The sequence below is a fragment of the Streptomyces sp. NBC_01460 genome, assembly GCF_036227405.1.
GTDB lineage: Bacteria > Actinomycetota > Actinomycetes > Streptomycetales > Streptomycetaceae > Streptomyces.
This window is the reverse complement of record NZ_CP109473.1, coordinates 38,835-62,365: the sequence shown is the minus strand read 5'-3', so window position 1 is coordinate 62,365 and position 23,531 is coordinate 38,835. Positions and strand designations below refer to the sequence as shown.

Sequence of the window (23,531 nt, the reverse complement as noted above, 5' to 3'; positions counted from 1 at the left end):
CCCGGCTGGTGCAGGGCGCGGGCAGCGGTCTGGTCGCCCCACAGGTCCTGTCGCTCATCCAGGCCGCCACTCCCGCAACGCGCCGGCCGCGTGCCTTCGGCCTGTACGGCGCCACCATGGCCGTCGCGTCCCTGGCCGGGCCGCTGATCGGCGGACTCGTCCTCAGTGCCGATCTCTTCGGCCTCGGCTGGCGGCCGGTGATGCTCCTCACCGTGCCGGTGGCGCTCGCCTCGCTGGCAGGAGCTACCGCGCTGCCCCGCACCCGCGGAGCGGACGGACTCCGCGTCGACAAGCCGGGTGCGCTGCTGGTCACCATGGGAGCCGGCGCGCTGGTCCTGCCCCTGGCGCTGGGGCGGGAAGCAGGCTGGCCCTGGTGGACGTGGGCCGGCTTCGCCGTGGCTGTGGCCGCCCTCGGCCACTTCGTCCGGAGCCTCCCGCACCGGCCTGATCCGCTGATCCATCCCGCGGTGCTGCGTGACCGGTCGGCGCGGAGGGGCACGTTGCTGGTGTTCGTGTTCAACACGGGCGTGCCCTCCTTCACCTACCTGCTCTTCCTCCACCTTCAGTCCGCTGTCGGGTACTCGGCCCTGACGGCTGCACTGGCGTCGGCACCGTTCGCCGCCGGCGCCGTCGTCGGCAGCAGAGCCGCGCCCGCTCTCACCCGCCGGCACGGGCCGACGGTGCTCACCGTCGCGTCCCTGATCCTCGCCGGGATGTGCCTGGCGCTGGCCCCCCTCATCGGCTCGGCGGCGGGACGCCAGGCTGCACTGCCCGTGCTGGCCGTCGGCGGAGCCGCGTTCGGCGCCTTCACCGCGTCGGTGTTCACCCTGGTTCTGGCCCAGGTGCACGGCCCGCAGCCGGTTCGGTCTCCGGCCTGCTGCCCACAGCACAGCAGCTCTGCGGATCCATCGGAGTGACCGCGGCCGGACTCGCCTACTACGCCCCCGCCGCCGATGCGGACACCGCGTTCCGACACGCCATGCTCTACCAGGTCGCCGCCTTCACAATCACCGCGCTGATCAGCCTCCGGCTCCACCACCGGCCCGGCACCGAGCCCGTTCACGGCCACAGCAGTCACAGCGGAAGGGCACGTAGATGAAGCGCCGGCCTCCAGCGGCCTTCGCCTCACCCCGTCGGCCGTGCCCGCTCCGAATCGCCGAGGGAACATGGACGACGATCGCCGGTTTCAGAAGCTGGCGATCGTCGTGGCACTTGAAGCTCTCCCCCCGACTTCCGCTCGGCCAACGCGCCTTCTGCCGGACGGCCCAGCACTCAGGAGAGCGCATCCGAAAGCAGCGCCACCCGCCCTCAGCGGCCGGCAGCACGCCGTACTCAGAGCGAAGGACAGGTGAGAGCCTTTCGTGCGTTCTGCTCATGATCGGCTGTCGAAGGCGGTGCTCACGGGGCGCGGAAAGCTGGATCGCAGCAGAAGCCACTGCTCACGGAACCGCGTTCCCTTCAAGGGGTGCGGTGGCGGGTGAGGTCACAGCAACGCGGAAATGCCCTCCCATGCCCGGTGTCGCGGATCCACAGCGCGTGTTCATGGTGAGGTTCTCTGCCGCCTCGTCGGTCTGCACGAAGGCCCGTAGCAGGGAGCGTCGGGCGGAGATGAGCGAGCCGCCGACGCTTGGCGGGCCCTTCGGCGAAGCGTCCAGGCACGCGAGGAGACAGCGACGCCATCGACCGACAGAGCGCGCGGACCTGGTCAGCGACGGGGCGGCTCGTTGGATCGACCACGAGCCGGACGCCAGTCAGATGAGGGTGACGGTCAGGAGGCCGGTCTGCTGAGTGATGGCCGAGCTGAGGCAGTCGAGCACGTCGAGGCTCGGGTATACGGCGATTCGTTCCGAGAGCGAGCCCACGCCGTAGCCGGCGGTCACGGTTCCGGTAGAGGTGACGATCTCCTGATTTCCGGCATGGATGACCGTGGTCACGGGATAGGTGATCGTGCTCGTCTGTCCGCCCTGCCAGTGGTATGTCACCACGTTTTGGACCAGGGTGTCGCCCAGCCCCTGCAGGAGGCAGCTGACCTGCTGGTCGAACCCGGTGGAGGCACTTCCCGCAGCGAACGGACCGGTGCAGCTTCCGCCGCCGCTCGTTCCGAGCTTTTCCGTCACGCCCTGCGCCGTCTGCCGGGGCAGCGGGCCGAGCGGCGGGTTGTAGTCCACAGTGACCGACCCCGTACACACGATCAGGGGAGTGTCGGCCTGCGCGGGGGTAGCGACGGCCACGGGTGTGGCGGCGAGCGCGAAGACGCCCGCTAGTGCGGTGAGGGACCTACACACAGCTTCCTCCAGTTCGAGCACGAGGGCCGCCAGCCGGAGCAGACCCCGCAGTACCTGCGCGCCGGCACCACCCCTCGGTGCGCGGGAGTTATGAGGGGCCGTGTCGGAAAACGCCCATCCGGTAGCCGGAACGAAGGGCGTCCCGGCTCAGACAGCGTCGCCTTCGGGCTTCGCTACGGGTAGCGGGTGTGGAGGTGCGGCTGGAGCGAGCTGTTCACACGGGGTGCGAACACGATCGGCCAGTGCATGGGCATGGAGGACAGAACGACACCATGCCCCAGGTCAGCGCCGTGCCCGACGTGAACTACGCGTGGGCGTGATCCCTGGACCACATTTCCTTCAAGTGGTGGTTGGCCATGGCAGGGTCGCCCTGCTGACCGGCGATGATTGATGGATGTGGGCTGGGCAGTGACGCCCGGCGGGTTCTCGGGGGGAAGCAGTGATCGAGGTCGGGCAGCGGGGCGCGTTCAGCGTGAACAGTGTCGGCATAGAGCGCCAGCCGTTCCCATTGAGCTTCAGCGTCCGCGAGGCCGAAGGGCTTTGGCGAGTCAGTGCCGGTGCGGCCCAGGCGGGCGAGCTGGTCGACCTGCTCACAGCCGCAGCGAACGACACGGTCGCAGTGGTGTCGCTGGAGACCAACTCCTACCTGGACGAGGATTGGCGTCCGCTGCGGCCCTCGCTGATCGCCGCCGAGCTCGGCGTGCCGTGCACGGTCCACTCCCTCGGATCCTGGGCGTCCGGCACGAGCGGACTCTCGGAGGAGTTCCTGGTGATGGACCGCGACCTCCTGCCCCGTCTCCTCGATGGCACCTGGTCGCCGTACGAGCTGACTCTGATCGACCTGCCCTCTGACGTGACACCGGAGCAGCTCGACGAGCTAGCCCTCGTACTCGGCACGACTGACGTTGATGAGCCGCTCCTGAGCCGCTTGGAAGACTCCCGGGTCTGGTTCTCGGGCCACGACGACTGCTACGTGTTGTTGGAGACCCGTGCTCTCGCTCTGCCGGCCGCGGTTCTGGCGCGGCTGCTGAGCCTGCTGGCCGGCTCCGCCCTTGCCGAACTCACCGAGGGGCTTTTCTCGCGCGTTCCCGAGCCTCCGCCCTGGCTAGCCGATCAGCTGATCGCCACCGCACCTCACTGGATCGGAGCCCGGGGCGTCGTCACCGAGGATCTAGTCACCATCGGGCTGGCCGCCCTGCCAGACCCGTGGCGGTTGGGCATCCCGTTCCCGCACCAATCCGACCTCACCGCGACGCTCGACGTACGCCACGGCACCTGGCGAATAACGCCCACGGAGTAGCACGAGGAGCCCCCGGGGGAGGAATCGTCAAGACTTGTGGATCGAGTCAGGTCGGTGTTGATCTGAATGTTGCAGTCGGCGGCTCGCTGCGTTCCGAACGCGACGGGTTCGTCCCCGTTCGGCGAGCAAACTGAGGGCCTCGGGTGAGGCGACAACGAGTACGACCGAGGCCGTGCGCTGGAACCAGTCAGATGCAGTGGTGAGGTCCTCGGCGGTCCATGACTCATCCAGCGCGATTGCCCTGAGCAGGGTCCACTCGCGCAGCCGACGGGCGAGGAAGGGACGGTCTCCGATTACTGTGGCCAAGGTCTGGGCCCAAGCGGGGAACGCTGGGTCGGTCAGCAGGCGGGCTGCCTGACGCTCAAGGTGGCGGTTGACCGCGGCTTCCGCCATCGACACGTTCGGATCTTCCAGGACGGTGGCCACCAGGGCGGCCTCGTCCGCCTCCGAGACATCTTCCAGATCCCCCAGGTACCTGCGGTAGCGGAGGTGCTCGGGGGGTTCCTCGTCGAAGGGTTGGTCGGTCATGCGGCGAGCCCTTCCGGTCGCTCCACCAGTTGGCCACGTTCGAAGCATGCTCCGGCACGGACCAGGGCGACCAAGTGGGGTGCGTTCACGGCCCGCCAGCGGGCCTGGGCGGACTCGATGAGCTCGAAGACCATGGCCAGTCCTGCGGCGCGGGAGCCGGCGCCCCTGGTGACGTTGGTGCGGAGCCGGACGGTGGTGAAGGTGGACTCGATCGGGTTGGTGGTGCGCAGATGGATCCAGTGCTCAGCGGGGAAGTCGAAGAACGCCAGCATCTCGTCCTCATCGCCCGTGATCCGTTTGACGACCTTGGGGTATTTCGCCCCGTAGGCCCGCGCGAAGTCGCGGACCGCCTTGACCGCGTGGTCCTTGTCCTCGGCGTCGTAGATCTCCTGGACGGCGCGCTTGGCCGCTGGCTGGGCGGACTTCGGGAGCGCGTCGAGCACGTTGGCCGGTTTGTGAACCCAGCACCTCTGATGACGGGTGTCGGGAAACACCTCGCTCAGCGCATTCCAGAAGCCGAGCGCGCCGTCGCCGACGGCCAGGACCGGAGCCCGCATGCCCCGGCGAGCGCAGTCCCGCAGCAGGCCCGCCCAGGCCTCGGACGACTCGCGGTAGCCGTCCGTCATCGCGATCAATTCTTTCGTGCCATCCGCGTGCACACCCATCAGCACCAGCACCGCGGCCTTCGCCTCCTCCAGGCGTATCCGCAGGTGAACGCCGTCCGCCCGGACATACACGTAGTCCGTGGCGGACAGGTCACGGTCCTGGAACGCGGTGTGGTCGGCCTGCCACTGCGTGATCAGCCGGGTCACGGTGGCGGGCGAGAGGCCGGCCGAGGAGCCGAGGAACTGCTCCAGCGCGGGCACGAAGTCCCCCGACGACAGGCCGTGCAGGTAGAGCAGCGGCAGCACCTCGCTGATCTTCGGGGACTTCCGGCACCACGGGGCCAGAATCTTCGAGGAAAACCGCTTACGTTCGCCGGTCGCCCCGTCCACCCGGCGGCCGTTCGCCCGGGGCGCGGCGACCTCGACCGGACCGGCCGCAGTGACCACAGTCCGCGCCAGGTGACGGCCATTGCGCACCACCATCCGGTGCCCGCGCTCGTCCCGCTCGGCTGCCAACTCGGCTATGTACTGGTTGACTTCCGCCTCCAGCACCGCGGCCAGCATACGGCGGGCGCCCTCGCGCACAATCTCGTCGATCAGGGAGCCGCCTCGCGTGGCGGCGTCGTCACTCACTACGGTGAGCACGGGCGTACCTTCCCGACCGGCACTCGCACTGCCGGCCTACTCGGTGACCATCACAGGAGCATTCGGGAAGGTACGCCCTTCGCGTGCCCTCCGGAACTGATCCACAACTCCTGAGCATTGCTCGCTGATCCAGTCCTTGTCCTCCTGACCGGACACGGTGTGCCACCGAACCTGTCTCATTGCCTTGCCTGTGGGCTACTCAAGTCCGCCCAGCCGCGCCAACCAGAGTGCTGGCCTCAGGGGCCAAGCACTGTACGCCGGTGCCACGATTCTCTGCGGCACCCTGCCCTTCGAGGCAGGAGTGCCGACGCACGCCGCGCACCTGGCCGGTGTTCCGGTCTTCGTTGCGCACGGCGAACACCGCGTCATCCCCCGCGAACTCCTCGACCGCACCTGGCACTACCTGACCACCCAATCCGGGGCAACGACCACCGCACGGCGCGACCCGGTCGGCCACAGCATCGCCCCCGCCGGCCGTCCAGACCGGCGGACGGGGCGACATCACGCAGGAACGCCGAGCGGCGGGTGTTCGAGCACGCGGGGCTTGTACTCGACCAGCTGGATGCGGCCGTCGAAGGTGCGGTGCTCGATCATCTCCAGGGCAACGTCCGGATAGCCGTCGTAGATGCGCTCTTCGCCCGTGGCCCCGGTGATCACCGGGAAGATCACGACCCGGAAGCGGTCGACGAGTCCGGCCCGCAGCAGGGACCGGCACAGGCTGAGGCTGCCGATTGTGCTGAGGAGCCCCGAGCCACCCGACTTCATCGCACGGACCGCTTCGACGGCGTCGCCGCGGACGAGCGTGGAGTTGGCCCACGTCAGTGGCTCCTCGAGCGAGGAGGAGAACACCATTTTGGACGCTTGCGTGAGCTCGTCGACAGACGCCTCTTCTTCCGGCCTGAACTCGTCTTGGCCATTCGGGACCTCGCCTGCAGCAAAGCCCGACATAAGGCGGTAGGTGTTCGCTCCCATCAGGTAGGTGACCTTCGGCTGCTCGCCGAGCCATGCGAGGTACTCCGGGCCCTCGAGGCCCCAGAACCCGGGCCATCCCTCTCCCGACGCGTGGCCGTCGAGGGAGGTGATGAAGTCGACGAGAAGCTCAGACATGACGGTGTCCTTTCCTGGGGTGCCACGAGCATGGACTGACCGGGAGCCACAAACTCATCGGCCACGCTGCGGAGTAACGAGAAACCCATGAGCTGCAGCCGATCAGATCGGCGGAGCCACCCGCGAACGGCCCAGGCCAACCGTCAGCTCAGCCGGGCCAAGTGCAACGCTCAGGGGCTAACTCAAAACGCCTCGTCACAAGTCACTGGAGGCTTCCGGGGAGGAGTACTATTACTCGCTTGTTCGATTTACGTTCGACTGTGGAGGCCTGGTCAGGGTTTTTAGGCAGCATTTGGGTGTATTTGACGGAAGGTTGTGGGTGGTGGTGGTGTACATCTGCATGTCGCCAGCGGCTACTCCGCCCGCTACGGCACCTCCCAACCGCACGACCTGGTCGCCCAAGCCGCCGAGCGCGGTATCACCACGCTGGCGCTGACCGACCGCGACACCGTCACCGGCATCGTCCGCCGGTGTGCACCCGGTTCTCGGCGTCGACCTCGCGGTCGCACTACACACCGCGGCCGGCCCGGCCCTCAAACCGCGGACACCGGTGCGAGGTGGTGCCCACGTGGCCGAGGCGCCTCTGCGCATCACCCTCCTCGCCCAGGACATCGCCGGGTGGGCACGGCTCGGCAGCAGCGTTTCTGCCGCCCATGCGACCGCCGACGGCGGTCCGCCGGTCGTGGCCTGGCCCGTGCTCCAGCAGTACGCGGACGAGAAGCTCACGATCCTGCTTGGGCCTGCGTCGGATCCGGTCAGGGCCTTGTCGGCCGGGCGCCCGGATCTCGCCGAGCAACTCCTGGCCCAGTGGCGGGAGGTCGCCGGGGCGAACCTGCGCCTGGAGGTCCTGCACTGGGGGCTGCAGGGTCTCGGAGCCGGCTCGACGCGGCTCGCCGCCCACACGCTCGGCCTGGCCGACCGACTCCTCATTCCAGCGGTGCTGACCAACGCGGTGCGCTACGCGGACCCCGCCCAGCGCCCTTGCGGGTTCTTGGACAGGGTCTGGTTGTTCACGTGCCACGACGAGCGGCCCTTTCCTCACTCCGGGTCCGTCACCTGCGACAGACGTACCTCCTCCGCGTCCAGCTGCTGCTGCACCTGCAGGAGCACGCCATCGTCGATGCGATGCCGGTCACGCAGGTTGATGACGGCCGAGCGCTTGTGTTCGAGGAGAGCCAGGCGCAGAGTTGCGTCCTGCCGATGGCGTCGTACCAGCGCTCCCGACTCCGGAACACTTGTGGTGGCGGCGCGCAGGGTGTTCAGGTGGGTCTCGTACTCGGCCCGCAGCCGCTCGGTGACGTCCGTGTCGGTACCGAGGTCGGCCGCAACTGCGGGCAGAGCGTCGAGTGCGGCCTCGGCCGCCGTGGTCCGGGCGAGGCCGAGTTCACGTTCGGTCTCCTGGTCGCGGGGCAGTTGGGCCCAGCGGGCGATGGCCGGGAGGATCAGACCCTGCACCACGAGGGTGGCTACGACGACGCCCGCGGTGACGAAGACGATGGTGTCGCGGTCGGGGAACGCAGTGCCCGAGTCGACGGTGTAGGGCACGGACAGCGCCAGCGCGAGGGAGACGGCCCCCCGGAACCCGGCCAGGGCGCTCACCACACGGGCCCGGTGGCCCATACGGCGTTTCCGCTGCCGTGGCCGCCGGTCCAGCGCCCTGATCGCGTATACGGAGACGAACAGGAACAGGAACCGGACGACGACCAGCGCACCGTAGACTGCAGCGACCAGCAGCAGAGCCTGGGTGAGGGCGGTGCCGGACAGTTCGCGAACTGCTGCCTGCGCCTCCAGCCCGACCAGGACGAACAGGGCGCCGTTGAGCAGGTACATCCCCAGCGACCAGAACGCCTCCGTCTGCCGCCGTGCCGCGGCCCGGCCGATGCTGGGCCCGGCCTGACTCATGACCAGCCCGCACACCACCACCGCGAGCACTCCCGACGCCTCCACCTGCTCGGCCACCAGGTACGCGCTGAACGGGAGCAGGATGATCGTCAGGTTGTCCGGCAGCGTGTCACCGAGAACGCGTACCCGGCGCCGGAGCTGAATGCCGAGCCATGCCACCACTGCGCCGGCCGCGATGCCACCGCCGTAGGACAGGGCCACCAGGCCGCTCACATGGGCCGCACCGAGATGCTCGGAGCCGACGGTGACGCCGACCGCCAGGCTGTAGACGACCAGTGCGGTGCCGTCGTTGATGAGGGACTCGGCTCGCAGCAGCGTGACGTTGCGCCGGGGCAGCAGCCGGGACACGACACCGACCGCGGTGGCGTCGGTCGGGGCGACGGCGGCACCCAGGACCCAGGCCGGGCCCCACGGAAGGCCAAGCGCGTGGGCGAGCGCGGCCACGCCCCAGGCGTGACGACCACCAGGAGGGTGCCCGTCAGCACGATGCCGCGCAGATCGCGCCGGATCGCCCGCAGGGATGTTGTCACGCTCTCCCAGTACAGGAGCACCGGCAGGAAGACGAGGAGCAGCACGTCCGGCGGCAGCTCGGTCTCGCGCAGTGCGGGCACGAAGCCCAGCAGGACGCCGACGGCTAATTGCAGCACGGGTGCGGCCACCTGAAGCCGGTGGGCGAGCGCTCCGCTCACCAGCAGGGCGCACCCCAGGATCACGAGGAACTCAAGTGCCGCCATAGGTGAGGATCCTCGGGTGATCGGTGGGCACCGCACGACCGCCTATACAGGCACCTGGTGTGTCGCAGGTAAGACCCGGTGCTGCTCTGGCCGTGGTGACATGCTCACACGGGGTCCCCCCATGAGCCGTGCCTGGACACGGAGGGGGACCTCGCCGGGGCCAGCGTGTACGACCGCAGAGCATCGTCCGCCCGGGCGGCGGGCCCTGATGCCCGACGCGCGTAACTGATCAGGATGCCTCGCCGCACCCGTTGACTCCGGACCGTGCAGGCGTCCTTCCATTCCTGACGAGTGCTGACGGGCATCTGCCGGGCTGATGCCCCCATCGGCGCTGGATGGATCGGTGCCCATCCATCCACCGGTGTGACGATCATGCCCCGGTCACAAGTCGTCCAGGGTTGTCAGCAGCTGGAGGTGTGCGAGGTCTCCGGGGGGTGGTGTCGTGACGGACCAGAGAGGGGCGGGCGTTCCAACGGCGACTGCCGCCGGGGCGTCGGTGAGGTTCATCCGCTCTCGAAGGCGGCCGTAGAAGTCCATCGGGCCCAGCCGTACCGCTCGCAGGCGGCGCCGGGCAGTACACATCGATCCAGTCGCCCGGATCGAGTACGCCCTGCACCTGGCCGTCGATGCTCACTGCGGCCGGGCCCGAGCGCTCCAGCAGGCGCAGCCCGACGGGCTCGTCCGGGGCCGTGACGACCGACCGGTCGAACGCCATGTGCGGGGCGACCGGCGTGAAGACGAGCGCCTCGGCGCGCGTGGACATGACGGGGCCTCCGGCGGCGAAGCTGTAGGCCGTGGAGCCGGTCGGGGTCGCCACCAGCAGCGCGTCCGCCGAGTAGGAGGCCAGGAGCCGACCGGCGACATACACCCCGACGGAGATCTGCCGGTCCCAGGAAAGTTTCTCCAGCACGATGTCGTTGAGCGCGGTGACGCTGAGCGCGATGCCCCAGTCCTCGTCGGTCTCGCATCGGGCAGGAATGAGGAGGAGGCAGGAGCGGTCCGCGGCCGCACGCCAGCAGGGCTTCCATCTCTGCCGGCACCTCCAGGCGGCGGGAAGCGCGCAGGGTGAGCAGCATGCGGCTGTCGATCCTGATCCGGTCTTCGCGCACCGAGTCCAGCGCGGTACGGACCTCGGACACCGAGGTGTCGGTGAGGAAGCCGACCCGTCCGAGGTCGACGCCGAGGACCAGGGCGTCGTTGACGGCGGCCAGCCGGGCCCCGCGCAGGAAGGTGCCGTCGCCTCCCAGCGTCACGATGAGGTCGGGGTCGCCGGCGGCGTCCACCTCCTCGCGGGCACTGCGCCGTGCTCCTTGCCGCACGTCGATGTCCGTGCACCGCACGGCATGCTCCGCGCACCATGCGCGGACCACGTCGGCTGCCTCCAGAGCTTCCGCCCGCCCGCCGTGCACGACGAGACCCCCCCGGTTCACCGTCGACCGCGCCTGCGGGGCACCGGTCCTGTTCTGTGGACCGGGCGTTCGGCTCGCTCGATGACTTCGAGGGTGTCGCCAACCGCGCCGGATCAGAGCGTGTCGTTGTCCTGGCCTCGTGCCCATTCCTCGCGCGGCCGTATGCCTGCGAGAATCCTTTGGGCCTCGTCGCCGACACCGTCATCGCCATCGGTCACCAGCTCCCGCAGCTGCTTGATCAATCGGTCTGCGCCCTCGGTCGTCATCCAGTCCGGATCGCAGGCCAGTGCCGCTTGGATCTCGTCCGCCGTCGAGGGCTCGGCAGCGTAGCTCCTGGCCAGCAGGACATGGCGTAGGCCAACGGTGTCCTTGCGTGCCAGCAGTGCTTCGGCTGTCTGCGACGTCACGGCCGTGTCCTGGGTGTCCAGGAGGAGATGGTGGAGGACGTCTGCCACCTCGTGGATCCTGTCCGACACCGCGAGCTGCCGCCCGGCTGCGGCTCGAACCGACCAGGCCGGAGAGCGGGCATTCCTGATCGCCACGCTCAGTTCTTGATCGTCAGGGGACACCATGCTCCCAGCTTGCTCCACTATCCGCTCCACTTTCCCCACCATTATTGGTTCCGCTATCCCCTCCGCCACGACACCATCGGCCGCCTACGCCTGGTCGGCAAGACCATCCCGCTGAAACCTGGCCCGGCCCGCGAGCTCGTCGGCCACCTCACCGCGTCCGGCCCCGACCACCCGTGGACCGGGGCCCGCTTCACCGCGTCCTTGACCAGCCGCACCCCTGGAGCCCGTCCTCGTCGACCCCGACCTCGTCGCGGAGATCAGCGCCGGTCTCGCAGGACCACGGAGTATGGCGCCACCCGCTGCGCTACGAACGGATCCGAACGGACGCCGTTGTAGCCGATGTCTCGCCGTTCGGCGAGACGCAATAGCTGGGTGAGTCGCGGGTCATCTTCCTGCGCACTGTCAGAGGGGTGCGTTTCACTGTCGTGCATGAAGCTCACGCAGATGACCGTCAACGATCTGCTGGCTCAGCTCGGCCCGGCAGACGGCTACAGGTACCTGCCCGGCGATCTGGACCCGCAAGCTCTGGCCGACCTGCTCGCCGACAGGTACGGCGCACCGCGCACCCTCGTCCTTGACGGCTTCGCCGATCCGACGATCGATGATTCCAGCGGTGCGTCTCTCCTTGCCCCTTTCGGGGACCGGGCGGTGAAGATACGGGCGTGGGCGTACGGGGATCAGTGGGTCGGAACGGGTACGGCCAGAGACAACGAAGGCGTCGAGCGGCCGGTGCTGGTGGTCGCTCAGAGGCAGGTGCCCGAACTTCCGGCGATCCCCCCGGACCAGTACGGGAACGTCGACTGGATGGAGCGGCTCATACGGATCACCGGCTGGTCGCAGCCCGCCGAGCGGCCGGATGTGCACCGGGCGGAGGTGGAGTCGCGCCTGGGCACCGTGCTCCCGGCCGACTACAAGCGCATGGTCGAGACGTTCGGCGAGGGCGCCTTCGACGCGTATCTGAGTCTGAACCAGGAGCCGTGGACATCGCTCAAGGAGGACGGGCTGCTCATCTGGGCGGGCACGGAGCACGAGGACGTGTACTGCTGGCGGGCTGAGGGTGACGACCCCGACCGTGGGCCTGTCGTCGTGCGGTCCTTCGACGGCCGGGATGACGTCCGCTTCGACTACCAGACTGCGCAGTTCGTCTGTCGCATCCTCCTCGACCCGCACCACCCGTTCACGATGGCCCGCTATTTCGACACGCACTGGTTCATGAACTACGGGAAAAGCGACTGACAGAAGCCACTGCCCTCGCCATCCGCAGCCCATGTGGAGGAGCCTTCAACAGCAGGGAAGAAGTATGCGTCCGTTCTGGAGGCTCGCCAGTTGACCTGAGGTCTGACGCCGAAATCCCAGACTCAGGTTCCGGTTCCCGACCAGGTGACGGCGGGTCAGGAGCGGCCCTGTAGGATCCGCGCCCGTGGACGACATACGGCAGACAACCATTACCTACGGTGGAATTCTGACGCGGGAGGAGTTCGACGAGGCCTTCGCGGCGACCGGGTTGTTCCGATACCTGCGGTGGCTCATCGTCGTGGCCGCGGTCCTTTTGATGGCGCTGAGCCTGAAGCCTGTTGGTCACGGCGACCCGCTCAACGCCGGTCTGCTGATGCTCGCCCTTGTCTACGGTGCGCTCGGCCTGTTCCTGCCCCCGATGCTCGCCGGCCGTATGTTCCGTGCCGACCAGGCCACGGGGGAGAGGCAGGCCGTCATCGACGCCGCCGGCTGCGTCATCTCCCGAGGCTCCGAGGAACTGATGCGGGTGCCGTGGCGCACCATGAACCGCTACCACGAGACGGAGCGGGTCTACGTGGTGACCGGGCGCGTCGGCTGGAAGCCCGGCCTGCTCATCGTGCCCAAGCGGCTACTCACCACGACCAGTGAGACCGAACTGGTGGACATTCTGCTGAAGGCTGCGGTCCACCCCGCGAGGAGCAAGCAGGCACACAGCCGTTAGGGCGCGTATCGGGTCGTGATCATCAGCGGGATGCGCCTTTGTGGCACGGTCCGGTCCGATAGACCGTCTTGCGTGCCGCGGGTGCAACTGGCGCCTCCAGAGCGGATGTTCAACGAGTCGTACTTGCCGATCAGCGAGTACGGCCCATATCCCGAGCGGCTGGGGCAGCAGTTCGAGGGTGGTGATCTGGCGATTCAGGACGGGCGGACAGTGGCGGGAGATGCCGGCGGCGTTCGGCGCCTGGTCGACCGTCCACAACCGCTTCCGGCAGTGGCGTGATGCCGGGATCTTCGAGGCTCTGCCGGAGGGGCTGATCGCGGAAGCCGCGAAGCTTCGCGGCGCGGTGGATCTGTCCCTGGTGAGCATCGACTCCACCACCGCCCGGCGGCGGCGGCCCGTCTTCCGGGGGCAGGACATCACCGGCTTCAGGCACCAGGGAGCCGGGCGGGACACTGCAGGTAGCGGGGGCCGGGGCGCTGCGAACGTGCCGCGCGCTGCCCCGCGACCTGCCCGCAGGCCCGGACGACGCCTGATGATCGGTTTGCTCCCCGCGCCCGCGGGGATGGTCCCGGCGCCCAGGCGGACCCGATCACCGTGGCCGAGTGCTCCCCGCGCCCGCGGGGATGGTCCCCCCGGGCTGCCCCGTCCACGCGACCGCCATCGGCGCGGTGGTGCTCCCCGCGCCCGCTGAGGTGGCACCGGCATGCGGTCCTTTAGTTCGCGCGCTTCCGAGCGTCTCTCGCCCGCACGGATGGCTCCTGCTTCCCGTAGTCGGCGTGGCGCTGGGATTGGGTGCTGTTGCCAGGTGCGCGCTGTGGTGAGTGGCGCGAGCTCTCGCTCGTTGATCCTGGGCGAGAGCTCGCTGCTGTTCCTCCTTGGGCGACGTGGTCAGTCGGTGTTCTCCTTTCGGTGCCACCGGGTCCAGACGCGGGTGGAGAGCCATACGAGGGCGGCCACGATGACGCCGCCTACGACGTTCTCGATGATGTTGTTCACGTGCGGGCCTCCTTCGCGTCAGCGAGCTGTTGCTGCCTGGCGCGGTCTGCTTGTGGGCGTGTATCGGGCTTCGAGCCCGTGTGGCAGGTGGGCGGATCGCAAGAAGCGGCGGGCTTCGTCACGCACTGGCAGCTCGCGGGCGAATCTGTCCGGCAACTCAGTCCGCTGGCGGACTGGTTGAGGGAGTGGCGGAGCAGCCGCGCGTCCCGCGTCAGCGCACCGCCGCAGGGTGCGGGCAATCGGGCAGCGTCGGCTGATCCCTGGTGCGTACAGCGGGGAGCCAGGCCGCAGCGGGCCTGGAGCCGGCCGGGAGGCGGACGCGGAACCAGCGGGTGGAGCGCTGGTCGTCCTCGTCGATGATGAGCTGTCCGCCGGCGAACTGGCAGTCGGCGGCGAGGACATCGCCGTGCCACACCCTGGTCGGTACGACGTTCTCCGCGGTGTACGGCTGGACGGGATCGATCGCCAGGCCCAGACTGCACTGCGGGCCCCGGTCCACCCGGTCCTGGCAGCCCTGCTCCGCGTTGAACACTCGGAGCGTGACGGCTCCCCGGCCCGACGGCGTGGCCGAGCCGGCCCGTACCGCGTCCGAGCACAGGGCCGCGCCGGCGATCCCGCACAGCGCGGTGGCGAGGACGGCGGTGCGGGCCCGGCCCCGCCGCTGGACCGTCCCGGGCGCGCCCTGCTGGGCGGCGATACGGGCCAGGAGGCTCTCGGCGGTGTGGGGGGCGCGCGCCGCGTGGGTCGGGGCGAGGCAGTCGGCGATCAGCGCCCGCCAGAACGGCGGCACCGCGTGGTCCATGCGCAGCGGGGCGCGCCCCTCGCCGTACTCCTGGACCGCGGCGCCGCGCGCCATGGGAGTGGCGCCGGGGAACGGTGAGCCGCCCGCCGCGAACACCTCGTGGATGACGATGCCCAGGGCCCAGACGTCGGCGGTCGGACGGACCCGTACGCCGAGTTCGCTCAGGGGCGCCCGCCAGCGCTCGGGCGGCAGATAGTCCAGGGTGCCCATCGGAGGCGCGTACCCGTGCGTCCCCGTCAACTCGGTGGCGAGGCCGAAGTCCGAGAGCTTCACGGAGCGGTCCTTGCCCAGGAGGACGTTCTCCGGCTTGAGATCAGCGTGGACCCAGCCCGACCGGTGGAGATGGGCGAGTCCCTCGCAGATCCCCGCGATCAGCCGGCCGCGGTCGGCCTCGGGCACCCCCGCGTCGATGAGTTCCCGCAGACTGCCCGAGGCCCGTTCCATGACGAGCACGATCGCGCCCTCCAGGGAGGGCCGGTCCGGTGCGGCGAGGACGAACGATTCCAGGAGGCCGATCAGCCGGGGATGCCCGGCCCTGCGCGCGAGTTCGACCTCACGGCGGGCGGACTCGACGATCCTGCGGGACTGGAGCGGCGCGAGCCCGGCGGTCGGCATGATCTTGAGCGCGACATCGGTGGGGGCCGAGGGCGGGGCGCCACCGGTCCGTTCCTGTTTCTCGTCTGCCGGTCGCGCCGCGTACACGGTGGCCCAGCCTCCGGACCCGATCGGCTGGGTGACTGTCCACGCTCCTACCTGATGGCCGGGCGGCAGCAGGTCCGTGGGGTCGCAGTCCGTGGTGTCTCGCGGGCCGCGCGGCGATGTCATGGCGCCGTCAGTCGGATCCGCCCGCCGGCTCCCGACCGGGGCGGCAGCAGCGCGAGGTGCTCCTCCCGGACGAGCCCGAACCGCAGCGCGAGCCCGACGATCTCCTCCCGCTTGCCGTTGCGGCGCTCGCTCTGGCCGGGTTCGTGGGTGTCCGGGGCCCCGATGCGCAGTTTCTCCGCGGCGAGGTAGTCGATGTGCGAGCTGACCGCCCGCGCGGACAGCGTCCCGCAGGTGACGTGCTCCCTGAGCCGCTCCACGATCTGGGGGGTGGTGGGTACGGCCACACGGGACTGGTCACGCAGCCGCGGCTCGCAGAGCGCGACGAGGACCAGGAAGTACGTGGCGGTCTCGTCCAGGGAGTACGCGGTGACCGTGCTGTTCCCCCAGGGGACGCCCATGGCCTCCGGGTCGAGATAGAGGTGGTCGGGGGCGAACACCTGGAAGGAGACGGTGACATCGCTGCGAGTGGGCAGCACCACGCGGGAGAACTCGAACGGGACGGGCGCGCCGACGCGTCGCGGCGGGACCCGCAGGTATTCGCCCGCTCCCTCCGGGTTCTCCACGAGATAGCTGTGGGTGGTGCTGTGGTTCGTCAGCTGCCAGTGGTCGTCGGTCACGCGGATATCTCCGGCGAGCCGGGAGATCGCCGGATCGTCGAGGCGCAGCTCGACGGGGACCCTCGTTGAGCCCCGCCCGAAACGGGCGACCTGACCGGGGCCGAGCCGCAACGTCACCGCGTCACCGTGTGGTTCGCCGTCGACGCCACCGTTTCCCTGCGGCAGATGGACCACTACCCCGCTCACCGCGCCCCCCGTTCCACGCGTCGTGCTGTCTGCACGAGCGGAACGATACTCATGAGTCAGGACAGTTCACTGGCGGACTTTGGCCACTTCGCGGGGAGCGTTCAACGGGGCGGTCCGTCGAGCGGGAGCGACCCCTGGTGAGCTGCTCGCAGGGCACACCGCGGTGCGGTCTGTCAGGGGTGCGCCGGGGCTGTGCCCGAGATCACGACGGATCTGCGACAGGAACGGTGATTTGGGGCTGTATCCGGCCCCCGCCGTGTCCTTCAACGGGACATTTCGCACCGAGTGCCGGGGGAGGAGGCCTGCCCTGGCGGACGGCCCGGGGCAGGAGGCACGTCGTCCCGTGCCGGGTGCGGACGCCTTCTTCCCGGGCGCGCAGAGTGGGCAAGGTCACCGCGCGTCGAGGCAAGGAGGCGGGCCCGCGCAGCCTCGCGGCGGGTGGGATACGCCGATTCCCCGGTTCACGTGGCGGGATCTGCACGCTCTGTTCACATGGCGGGACCGCCAGCCTCGCAGGGCGCGGTCACAGGGTGGGACTGCCCGACACGAGGGGTGCGACGGTGCGATCACCGAAGGTCGTCCACGGCTGCCAGGCGCTGCTCGGCCGGTCCTGGACGCGGGTCCGTATGCGGCCCGCGACGGTGACGGCGAAGACGTGCAGCCGGCCAGCGGAGTCGAGCACGGCTGTGGGGGTGGCGACGAGCCGGATGCCCGGCTCGCCGAACTCCCGCTCGGCATCGAAGACCCCGCCCGGAGTCACCTGCCTGCGGTGATTGAGCCGGGCCCCGCCGGGCGTCAGCGAGAACGCCTCCAGGCGGCCGTCGGCGCCGGCGGTGAGCGCCGGGGCGGCGGCGCTCCAGCCGAACAGCGGCAGCCACTGGTCCCAGCCGCCGCTCGGCACGGTCTGGCGCCGGGTGAAGGTCCCCACGCCCGAAGGGCCGATCGCAGCGACGGTCAGCCGGCCGCTGCCGTCCCTTGCCACCTGGGGTGCGGCACCGGCCGCGGTGCCGAACGAGGGCCGGGCCTCGGTCCAGGGGCCGTTAGGGGCCCCTTGCCAGCGGTGGCGGATCCCGGCGCCGCCGGGGGAGAGGGCCAGCACCTCGAGGCGGCCGTCGGCGTTCGTCGCGACCACCGGCGGCGCGCCCGCGGCGCCGCCGAAGCCGGGCTCCCACGGGTCCCAGGCCGAAGCCCCCGGTGACTGCTGGCGGCGCCGCGCGACTGAGGCGCCGCCGGGGCTCAGGGCGAAGACCTCAAGGCGGCCGTCGGCGTTGCGGGCCACGGCAGGGGCGGCTCCGGCGGGCCCGCCGAACTCCTCCCAGCCGTGCCAGCCGTCGTCGGCCCGCTGCACCCGGTGATGCAGATTGACGCCGCCCGGGGCGAGCGAGAACACCTCAAGACGGCCGTCGGAGTTGCGGCCGAGCGTGGGAACCGCACCCGCAGGCCCTCCGAAAGGCTCCCACTCCGCCCAGGTGTCGGTGCCCGGGTCGAGCTGGACGCGCCGCAGCATCGAGCGGTCGGAGGCGTCGAGCGCGAACAGCATGAGGCGCCCCGCCACGTCGAGACCGGCCACCGGGTTGCTGGGGCTCTGCCACGACGGCGGTGTGTCCCGCCAGTTCAGCGGCGCCACGTACAGCCCGTTGCGGTACCAGCCCGCGGCGCTGGCGTACCAGGTCTCCCCGTCACGGATCACCTCGACGGCGTGCCCGGCCACGTGCCCCGCGTATCCGGCGAGTTCGAAGCGGAACGGATCCCGCGAGGCCAGTACGTCGGTGCCCTCGTAGCCGCCCTGCGGCCCGATGAACAGGTAGTACCAGCCGTCCCGTTCGACGACGTACGGCGACTCGGTGACCGAGACCGTCGTGTCGGTGCTCGCATCGGTGAACGCGACGCCCGGCTCGCTCCAGTGCAGCAGATCGGTGGAACGCCGGTGGGCCACGATGTGGTGGCCGGAGCCCGCGAGTTCGGTGTAGTACATGACCCACTCGCCGCCGGCCCGCAGCACCATCGGGTCACGTGCCGCGATGCCCCGGAACAGTGGCCCCGACGGTTCGCGGTTCCAGGTGAACAGATCGGTCGACGTGGCGAGGCTGATCGCCGCGCCGCTGCCGCCGCCCCCGGCGTAGAACATCCAGAACGTACCGTCGGCCTCGACGACGTGCGGCGCCCACAGGTGTTCCTCGCCGAAGTAGTCCGGGTCGACGGTGAGTGCGTCGACGTGACTGGTCCACGGCCCCTGCGGGCTCGGCGCGGAGGCGTGGGCGAAGGAGACCTCAGCCGCGCTGTCCGGCGACTCGCCGCGCGGCGCACTGGGCCCGACGATGCTGAACAGGTGCCAGCGGCCCAGGGCTTTGATCAGCGTGTGGTCGTTGAGATAGCGGGGGCCCGCGGAGGTGGACGGATCGTAGACGTGCGAGAAGGCCCCGGCGCCGGCCCAGAGCGGCGGCGGGAACTCCCCGGCGGACGCGGGTCCCGGGTCCAGGAACGGCAGCGCGAGCGCCCCGGCCGCACCACGCAGCAGGCTCCGTCTGCTGATCGGAAGCATGAGTCCCTCCAGGGACGCCGGATGGCGGCCGTGCCGCTCGGGGCGGGGCCGGCACCCGGGTCGGGTGAATGGGGCGGTCTGTCCCGGTCAGCTGACGGCGGGTCCCGCGGAGTCGTTGAGCCAGGACCACTCGGACCAGCTGGCGAAGCCGGTCTGCCACCGGTGGAAGGTGCCCGTGGGGTTGGTGCCGAAGACCTCGATGCGGCCGTCGGCGTTGGTGGCGGCGGTGACTTCGGTGCCGCCGGTGCCGAAAGAGGCCCACTCGCTGAAGGGAGCGTTCACTGCGGTCTGCCAGGTGTGCATGGCGGTGGTGCCGTTGATGGCGAAGACCTCGACGCGCCCGTCGGGGGTCCGCTCACTGGTGAGCTGCGCGTCGGCGGGCCCGCCGGTGCGCTCCCATCCGGACCAACTGCTGCGCCCCGTCTGGTACTTGTGGAAAACACCGACCGGACCCGATGCGAAGACCTCGATGCGGCCGTCGGCGTTGTGGTCGACGGTCAGGTCGTGGCCGCCGATCCCGAAGCCGGTGTCCCACGCAGACCAGCCGCTGTTGGGAGCGGTCTGGTACTGGTGCTGGAAGCTGTCGCCGTTGAGGGCGAAGACCTCCAGGCGCCCGTCGGGTGCCTTCTCCATCTCCACCCGGCTGTCGGCGGGGCCGCCGCCGGTGAACTCCCAGCCCGACCAGCCGCCGTTCGGGGCGTTCTGGTACCGGTGGAAGAGCCCGTCCCTGCCGGAGGCGTAGACCTCGATGCGGCCGTCGGCGTTGACACCGGCCGCGGTGTCCCGGCCGCCCTCGCCGAAGGACTTCCAGCCCGACCATCCGCCGGACGGGTTCAGCTGCCACCGGTGCTGGAAGGTGCTCCCGTTGATGGCGAACAGCTCCAGTCGTCCGTCGGCGTTGGGCGCGATGGCCAGTTCGGCGTTGCCGGGTCCGCCGAGGGTCTCCCAGGCCGACCAGTTGCCGTTGGCCTCCTGCTGCCAGGCGTGGTGGATACCGTCGGCGGCCACGGCGAACACCTCGAGGCGCCCGTCGGTGGAGCGCGCCGAGACGACCCGGCCCGACTCGGCCGGATACACCAGCGGTTCGGGGTGCGGGCCGCTGCCCGGGGTGCAGGGCAGCACCACTCCGCGCTCGGCGAGATACTCCTCGGGGTCGATGCCGTAGGTGGTGGACCGGTCTCCCCAGATCCGCAGATGCAGATGGGGGCCGGTGGAGTTCCCCTCGGCGCCCATCAGGGCGATCCGCTGTCCTGCCAGGACACGGTCGCCGACGGAGACGTCCCGGCGGGACATGTGCCCGTACTCGGAGATCCTTCCGTCGGGGTGCAGGACGCGGATCCACTGGCCGTAGTCGCCGGTGTAGCCGGAAATGGTCACCTCGCCGTCGCCCACGGCGTAGATCGGCGTGCCTACGTCGTTGGCGATGTCGACCCCGTTGTGGCCGATGTGGAAGTGCTGGGACACGAAGCCGGCGGCCGGACAGGCCGCGGCGGCAGCGGCCTCCGACATGGGCGGAGCAGCGGGTGCGGCAGTCGCCTGAGCGGAGGGCAGCGCCGACAGCAGCACGGCGAATGCCGCTGCGAAAGCACAGAACAGTGCGCGTCGGGCAGGTCCAGGCAGCATGAGACGTTCCTCGCCTTGCGGTCTCGGGGTGAGTGGCGCGAACGGGCGGTCTGGAACCTAGCAACCGGGCGGGGCTGCGAGACCCCGGAAGGTTACGGACTGACAGGCCGGCGTACGTCCGATAGGAGCGCGGGACCAGGAGCGCGACCCGGAAAGCGGCGGCGGCGTCACGGAGATTTCATCGCGTCTCCCTAACCTGGCCGCGTTCGGACGAAGGTGTCTCCCACGGGGAAGGACGGGCTCGATGGCGCGGAAGAGATTCAGAGTGAGACCGCCGATGGTGGTGACGACCGCGGTGGTGGTGATGAGCACCCTGGCGGCCGCCGGGACGGCGGCCACGGGCTCGGCCGCCGCCGAACCGGGTCCTGACAAGCCGACGATCCGGTACACGGAGTACGGGATCCCGCACATCATCGCCTCGGACTGGGACGGCCTGGGCACGGGGTACGGATACGCGGCGGCCAAGGACAACATCTGCATCCTGGCCGACACGTATCTGATGGTCAACGCTCAGAGGTCCCGCTATCTGGGGCCGGACGGCAGGACGAGCCCCGGGCAGAACCAGAACAGCACCAGCAATCTCAACAGCGACCTGTACTTCCAGCGGATCAAGGACAACGGGGTGGTGGAGCGGCTCCTCGCCAAGCCGGCCCCCGACGGTCCCGAGCCCCAGGTCGAGGAGGCCATCGGCGGCTACGTCAAGGGGTACAACAGGTACCTGGCCGAGACGGGCGTGGACAACCTCACCGACCCGGCCTGCCGCGGCGCGGCCTGGGTGCGTCCGATCACGGAGCTGGACGTCTACCGGCACGCGCACGCCGAGATCATCATGGGCAGTGCGGACGTGCTGCTGGACGGTCAGGTGACCGCCGTGCCGCCGGGGGCGTCGGCCGCCGCGTCGAAGACGGCCCTGCCCAAGTCCGCCCCCAAGTCCGCGTCCAGAAAGACGTCGCCCGCGCGGACGGCTGCCAAGATCCGCGACTCGCTCGCCGCGAGCCGGCAACAGGGCATGGGCAGCAACGCGTTGGCGGTCGGCTCGCAGGGCGTGTCCGGCGGCACCAGCATGCTGCTGGCCAACCCGCACTTCCCCTGGCAGGGCAAGAACCGGATGTGGCAGAGCCAGCTGACCATCCCGGGCAAGGTCAACGTCTCCGGTGCCAGCCTGCTCGGCCTTCCCGCGGTGAACATCGGGCACAACGACGACGTCGCCTGGAGCCACACCGTCGCCACGGTCGCCCCGTTCGGTCTCTTCGACGTGCAGGTGGACCCGCTCAACCCGACCAAGTACCTGGTGGACGGCGCCTGGAAGCAGATGACCTCGCAGCAGATCGTCGTCGACGTCCTCCAGGCGGACGGCACCCTCGGCAAGGTCTCCCGGACGCTGTGGTCCACCCAGTACGGCCCGATCACCACGTCCATCCTGGGCTACCCGCTGCCCTGGGTGGTCAGCGCGCATGCGGTGCGCGACGTCAACATGGACAACCTGCGGGCGCTGAACACCTGGTTCCGGCTGGACCAGGCCAAGGACGTCCATGAGGTGGTGGACACCCTGGAGACCACGCAGGGTGTCCCCTTCTTCAACACCGTCGCCTCCGACCGCAAGGGCAACGCGCTCTACGCGGACATCCAGGCCGTCCCCAACGTCACCGACGAGCACGCCGCCTCCTGCCTCACCGAGACCGGCAAGCTGCTGTTCAACCAGACGCTCCCGCTGGCGAACGTGCCGCCGGTCACCATCCTCGACGGCAAGCGCAGCGCCTGCGACTGGCCCAGTGACCCGAACGCGGTCGCGCCTGGGCTCCTCGACCCGCACAAGCAGCCGCGGCTCATCCGGTCCGACTTCGCGGGCAACGCCAACGACAGCCCCTGGCTGGCCAACCCCGAGCAGCCGCTGACCTATCCGCGCATCATGGGCGGCATGGGGACACCCAGGTCGCTGCGTACCCAGGAGCTGATCCTGACCGCGCAGAAGCGGATCAACGGCACCGACGGCCTGCCCGGCAGGGGCTTCACACCGGACTCCATGGGGAAGCTGCTCTTCAGCGACAACAGCAGGGCCGCCGATCTGGCCCTGAACGCCACGGTGTCGATGTGCCAGAGCGTCGCCTTCGGGCTCATCCTGGTCGACGGCACCCTGGTCAATGTGAGTGAGGCGTGTCCGATCCTGGCCGCCTGGAAGAGCCATGACTTCACGGTGGACAGCCCGGGGTCCCTGCTGTTTGCGAACTACTGGTCGTTCCTCCAGGGTTCGCAAGGCGTCGAGAAGCTGCCGTGGAAGGTCCCCTTCGATCCCAAGGACCCGGTGCACACGCCCAATTCGCTGGACTCCGGAAGCTCCGCGGTCCGTGACGCGTTCGGCCGGGCGGTGATCGCGCTGCGCAAGGCCGGCATGCCCTTGAACGCCTCGCTGCCGGACTTCCAGAAGGTCGCCCGCGGCAGTGAGCAGATCCCGATCCACGGTGCGCCCGGCAAACTCGGCGTGCTGAACGTGATCGACGCGGGCCAGGTCGACGGAAAGCTGGACGTCGTCTTCGGCTCCAGTTTCATCCAGCAGGTGCGGTTCACCTCGGACGGCCCGCCCGAGGCGTACTCCGTCCTGGCCTACTCCCAGTCGGCCAACCCGAAGTCGCCGCACTACGCCGACCAGACCAAGCTGTTCTCGGGGAGCCGGTGGGTGACCTCTCGGTTCACCGAGGAGCAGATCGCGGCCTCACCCGTACTGGAGACCAAAGTCCTGGACTGACACCGGGGTTCGTGACTCGGACCGCCCCATGAGCACGCCGGAGCCGTCGTCGACGGTCTCCGGCGTGCTCCTTCATGAGCGTTTCATCGCCGGTCGCTACGGTGCGTGCCGCGCGAAGAAGAGACCCACAAGAAGCACAAGGGGGCACGCTGT

At 69.8% G+C, this 23,531-nt stretch carries 16 protein-coding genes and 4 pseudogenes; 8 read left to right on the top strand and 12 right to left on the bottom strand.

Features of this window, described 5'->3' with window-relative positions; all coding sequences use genetic code 11:
- Positions 1-8 precede the first annotated feature (8 nt).
- Positions 9-917 (top strand): MFS transporter, encoded by a 909-nt coding sequence (locus OG488_RS00255; protein ID WP_329224731.1) that lies wholly within the window; start codon positions 9-11, stop codon positions 915-917.
- Positions 914-1,099: a hypothetical protein gene (locus OG488_RS00250; RefSeq protein ID WP_329224728.1), complete on the top strand. Its 186-nt coding sequence runs from the start codon at positions 914-916 to the stop codon at positions 1,097-1,099. The genes OG488_RS00255 and OG488_RS00250 overlap by 4 nt, the downstream gene beginning before the upstream one ends.
- Before the next feature lie 652 nt (positions 1,100-1,751).
- On the opposite strand, the gene OG488_RS00245 is transcribed toward OG488_RS00250, so the two are convergent.
- The gene (locus OG488_RS00245; RefSeq protein WP_329224726.1) at positions 1,752-2,306 is read right to left on the bottom strand and encodes a hypothetical protein; all 555 of its coding nucleotides are present in this window, start codon (positions 2,304-2,306) and stop codon (positions 1,752-1,754) included.
- 418 nt (positions 2,307-2,724) lie between these two features.
- On the opposite strand from OG488_RS00245, the gene OG488_RS00240 reads away from it, so the two are divergent.
- Complete coding sequence (locus tag OG488_RS00240; RefSeq protein ID WP_329224724.1) at positions 2,725-3,585, top strand: hypothetical protein; 861 nt, start codon at positions 2,725-2,727, stop codon at positions 3,583-3,585.
- Positions 3,586-3,612: 27 nt separating this feature from the next.
- Here OG488_RS00240 and OG488_RS00235 read toward each other — a convergent pair whose 3' ends face one another.
- The 3 genes from OG488_RS00235 to OG488_RS00225 all read right to left on the bottom strand — a co-directional run bounded on the left by OG488_RS00235 (position 3,613) and on the right by OG488_RS00225 (position 6,470).
- Positions 3,613-4,113: a hypothetical protein gene (locus tag OG488_RS00235; protein WP_326783535.1), complete on the bottom strand. Its 501-nt coding sequence runs from the start codon at positions 4,111-4,113 to the stop codon at positions 3,613-3,615.
- Positions 4,110-5,363: an IS256 family transposase gene (locus OG488_RS00230; RefSeq protein ID WP_329224722.1), complete on the bottom strand. Its 1,254-nt coding sequence runs from the start codon at positions 5,361-5,363 to the stop codon at positions 4,110-4,112. The genes OG488_RS00235 and OG488_RS00230 overlap by 4 nt, the downstream gene beginning before the upstream one ends.
- Before the next feature lie 501 nt (positions 5,364-5,864).
- On the bottom strand, positions 5,865-6,470 hold the full coding sequence (locus OG488_RS00225) for a dihydrofolate reductase family protein (protein WP_329224720.1): 606 nt from the start codon (positions 6,468-6,470) through the stop codon (positions 5,865-5,867).
- A gap of 315 nt (positions 6,471-6,785) precedes the next feature.
- Here OG488_RS00225 and OG488_RS00220 point away from each other — a divergent pair.
- Positions 6,786-7,500: pseudogene (locus OG488_RS00220) on the top strand (PHP domain-containing protein); the annotation flags it as partial.
- 8 nt (positions 7,501-7,508) lie between these two features.
- On the opposite strand, the gene OG488_RS00215 reads toward OG488_RS00220, so the two are convergent.
- The 4 genes and pseudogenes from OG488_RS00215 to OG488_RS00200 all read right to left on the bottom strand — a co-directional run bounded on the left by OG488_RS00215 (position 7,509) and on the right by OG488_RS00200 (position 11,087).
- Positions 7,509-8,816 carry a Na+/H+ antiporter gene (locus OG488_RS00215; RefSeq protein WP_329224718.1) on the bottom strand — a complete coding sequence of 436 codons (1,308 nt, stop codon included), beginning with the start codon at positions 8,814-8,816 and terminating at the stop codon, positions 7,509-7,511.
- Positions 8,817-8,884: 68 nt separating this feature from the next.
- Positions 8,885-9,106, bottom strand: a pseudogene (locus OG488_RS00210) (Na+/H+ antiporter); the annotation flags it as partial.
- A 381-nt stretch (positions 9,107-9,487) separates the two neighbouring features.
- A pseudogene (locus OG488_RS00205) lies at positions 9,488-10,536 on the bottom strand (NAD(+)/NADH kinase).
- Positions 10,537-10,628: 92 nt separating this feature from the next.
- Complete coding sequence (locus OG488_RS00200) at positions 10,629-11,087, bottom strand: hypothetical protein (RefSeq protein WP_329224716.1); 459 nt, start codon at positions 11,085-11,087, stop codon at positions 10,629-10,631.
- Between the two features lie 429 nt (positions 11,088-11,516).
- Between OG488_RS00200 and OG488_RS00195 the strand changes: the two genes are divergently transcribed.
- The 3 genes and pseudogenes from OG488_RS00195 to OG488_RS00185 all read left to right on the top strand — a co-directional run.
- On the top strand, positions 11,517-12,323 hold the full coding sequence (locus OG488_RS00195; RefSeq protein WP_329224714.1) for a hypothetical protein: 807 nt from the start codon (positions 11,517-11,519) through the stop codon (positions 12,321-12,323).
- A 184-nt stretch (positions 12,324-12,507) separates the two neighbouring features.
- Entirely contained in the window at positions 12,508-13,044 is a 537-nt protein-coding gene (locus OG488_RS00190) for a hypothetical protein (protein ID WP_329224712.1), read from the top strand.
- Positions 13,045-13,116: 72 nt separating this feature from the next.
- Positions 13,117-13,429: pseudogene (locus tag OG488_RS00185) on the top strand (transposase); the annotation flags it as partial.
- Positions 13,430-14,251: 822 nt separating this feature from the next.
- Here OG488_RS00185 and OG488_RS00180 read toward each other — a convergent pair.
- From OG488_RS00180 to OG488_RS00165, 4 genes are all read right to left on the bottom strand, one after another.
- Positions 14,252-15,667, bottom strand: a complete 1,416-nt coding sequence (locus OG488_RS00180; protein ID WP_329224710.1) for a serine/threonine-protein kinase — start codon at positions 15,665-15,667, stop codon at positions 14,252-14,254.
- Complete coding sequence (locus tag OG488_RS00175) at positions 15,664-16,470, bottom strand: serine/threonine protein kinase (RefSeq protein ID WP_329224709.1); 807 nt, start codon at positions 16,468-16,470, stop codon at positions 15,664-15,666. Before OG488_RS00175 ends, OG488_RS00180 begins: the two co-directional genes overlap by 4 nt.
- A gap of 523 nt (positions 16,471-16,993) precedes the next feature.
- Positions 16,994-19,012, bottom strand: coding sequence for a family 43 glycosylhydrolase (locus OG488_RS00170; RefSeq protein WP_329224707.1), 2,019 nt, complete (start codon positions 19,010-19,012; stop codon positions 16,994-16,996).
- 87 nt (positions 19,013-19,099) lie between these two features.
- The gene (locus tag OG488_RS00165; RefSeq protein ID WP_329224705.1) at positions 19,100-20,635 is read right to left on the bottom strand and encodes a peptidoglycan DD-metalloendopeptidase family protein; all 1,536 of its coding nucleotides are present in this window, start codon (positions 20,633-20,635) and stop codon (positions 19,100-19,102) included.
- A gap of 277 nt (positions 20,636-20,912) precedes the next feature.
- Between OG488_RS00165 and OG488_RS00160 the strand changes: the two genes are divergently transcribed.
- Complete coding sequence (locus OG488_RS00160) at positions 20,913-23,378, top strand: penicillin acylase family protein (RefSeq protein WP_443074191.1); 2,466 nt, start codon at positions 20,913-20,915, stop codon at positions 23,376-23,378.
- Positions 23,379-23,531 lie beyond the last annotated feature (153 nt).

Excerpts from the sequence above, each read along its gene's own strand:
- OG488_RS00200 (WP_329224716.1), bottom strand. The coding sequence starts at position 11,087 with ATGGTGTCCCCTGACGATCAAGAACTGAGCGTGGCGATCAGGAATGCC.
- OG488_RS00160 (WP_443074191.1), top strand. The coding sequence starts at position 20,913 with ATGGTGGTGACGACCGCGGTGGTGGTGATGAGCACCCTGGCGGCCGCC.
- OG488_RS00235 (WP_326783535.1), bottom strand. The coding sequence starts at position 4,113 with ATGACCGACCAACCCTTCGACGAGGAACCCCCCGAGCACCTCCGCTAC.
- OG488_RS00170 (WP_329224707.1), bottom strand. The coding sequence starts at position 19,012 with ATGCTTCCGATCAGCAGACGGAGCCTGCTGCGTGGTGCGGCCGGGGCG.
- OG488_RS00195 (WP_329224714.1), top strand. The coding sequence starts at position 11,517 with ATGAAGCTCACGCAGATGACCGTCAACGATCTGCTGGCTCAGCTCGGC.
- OG488_RS00225 (WP_329224720.1), bottom strand. The coding sequence starts at position 6,470 with ATGTCTGAGCTTCTCGTCGACTTCATCACCTCCCTCGACGGCCACGCG.
- OG488_RS00165 (WP_329224705.1), bottom strand. The coding sequence starts at position 20,635 with ATGCTGCCTGGACCTGCCCGACGCGCACTGTTCTGTGCTTTCGCAGCG.
- OG488_RS00180 (WP_329224710.1), bottom strand. The coding sequence starts at position 15,667 with ATGACATCGCCGCGCGGCCCGCGAGACACCACGGACTGCGACCCCACG.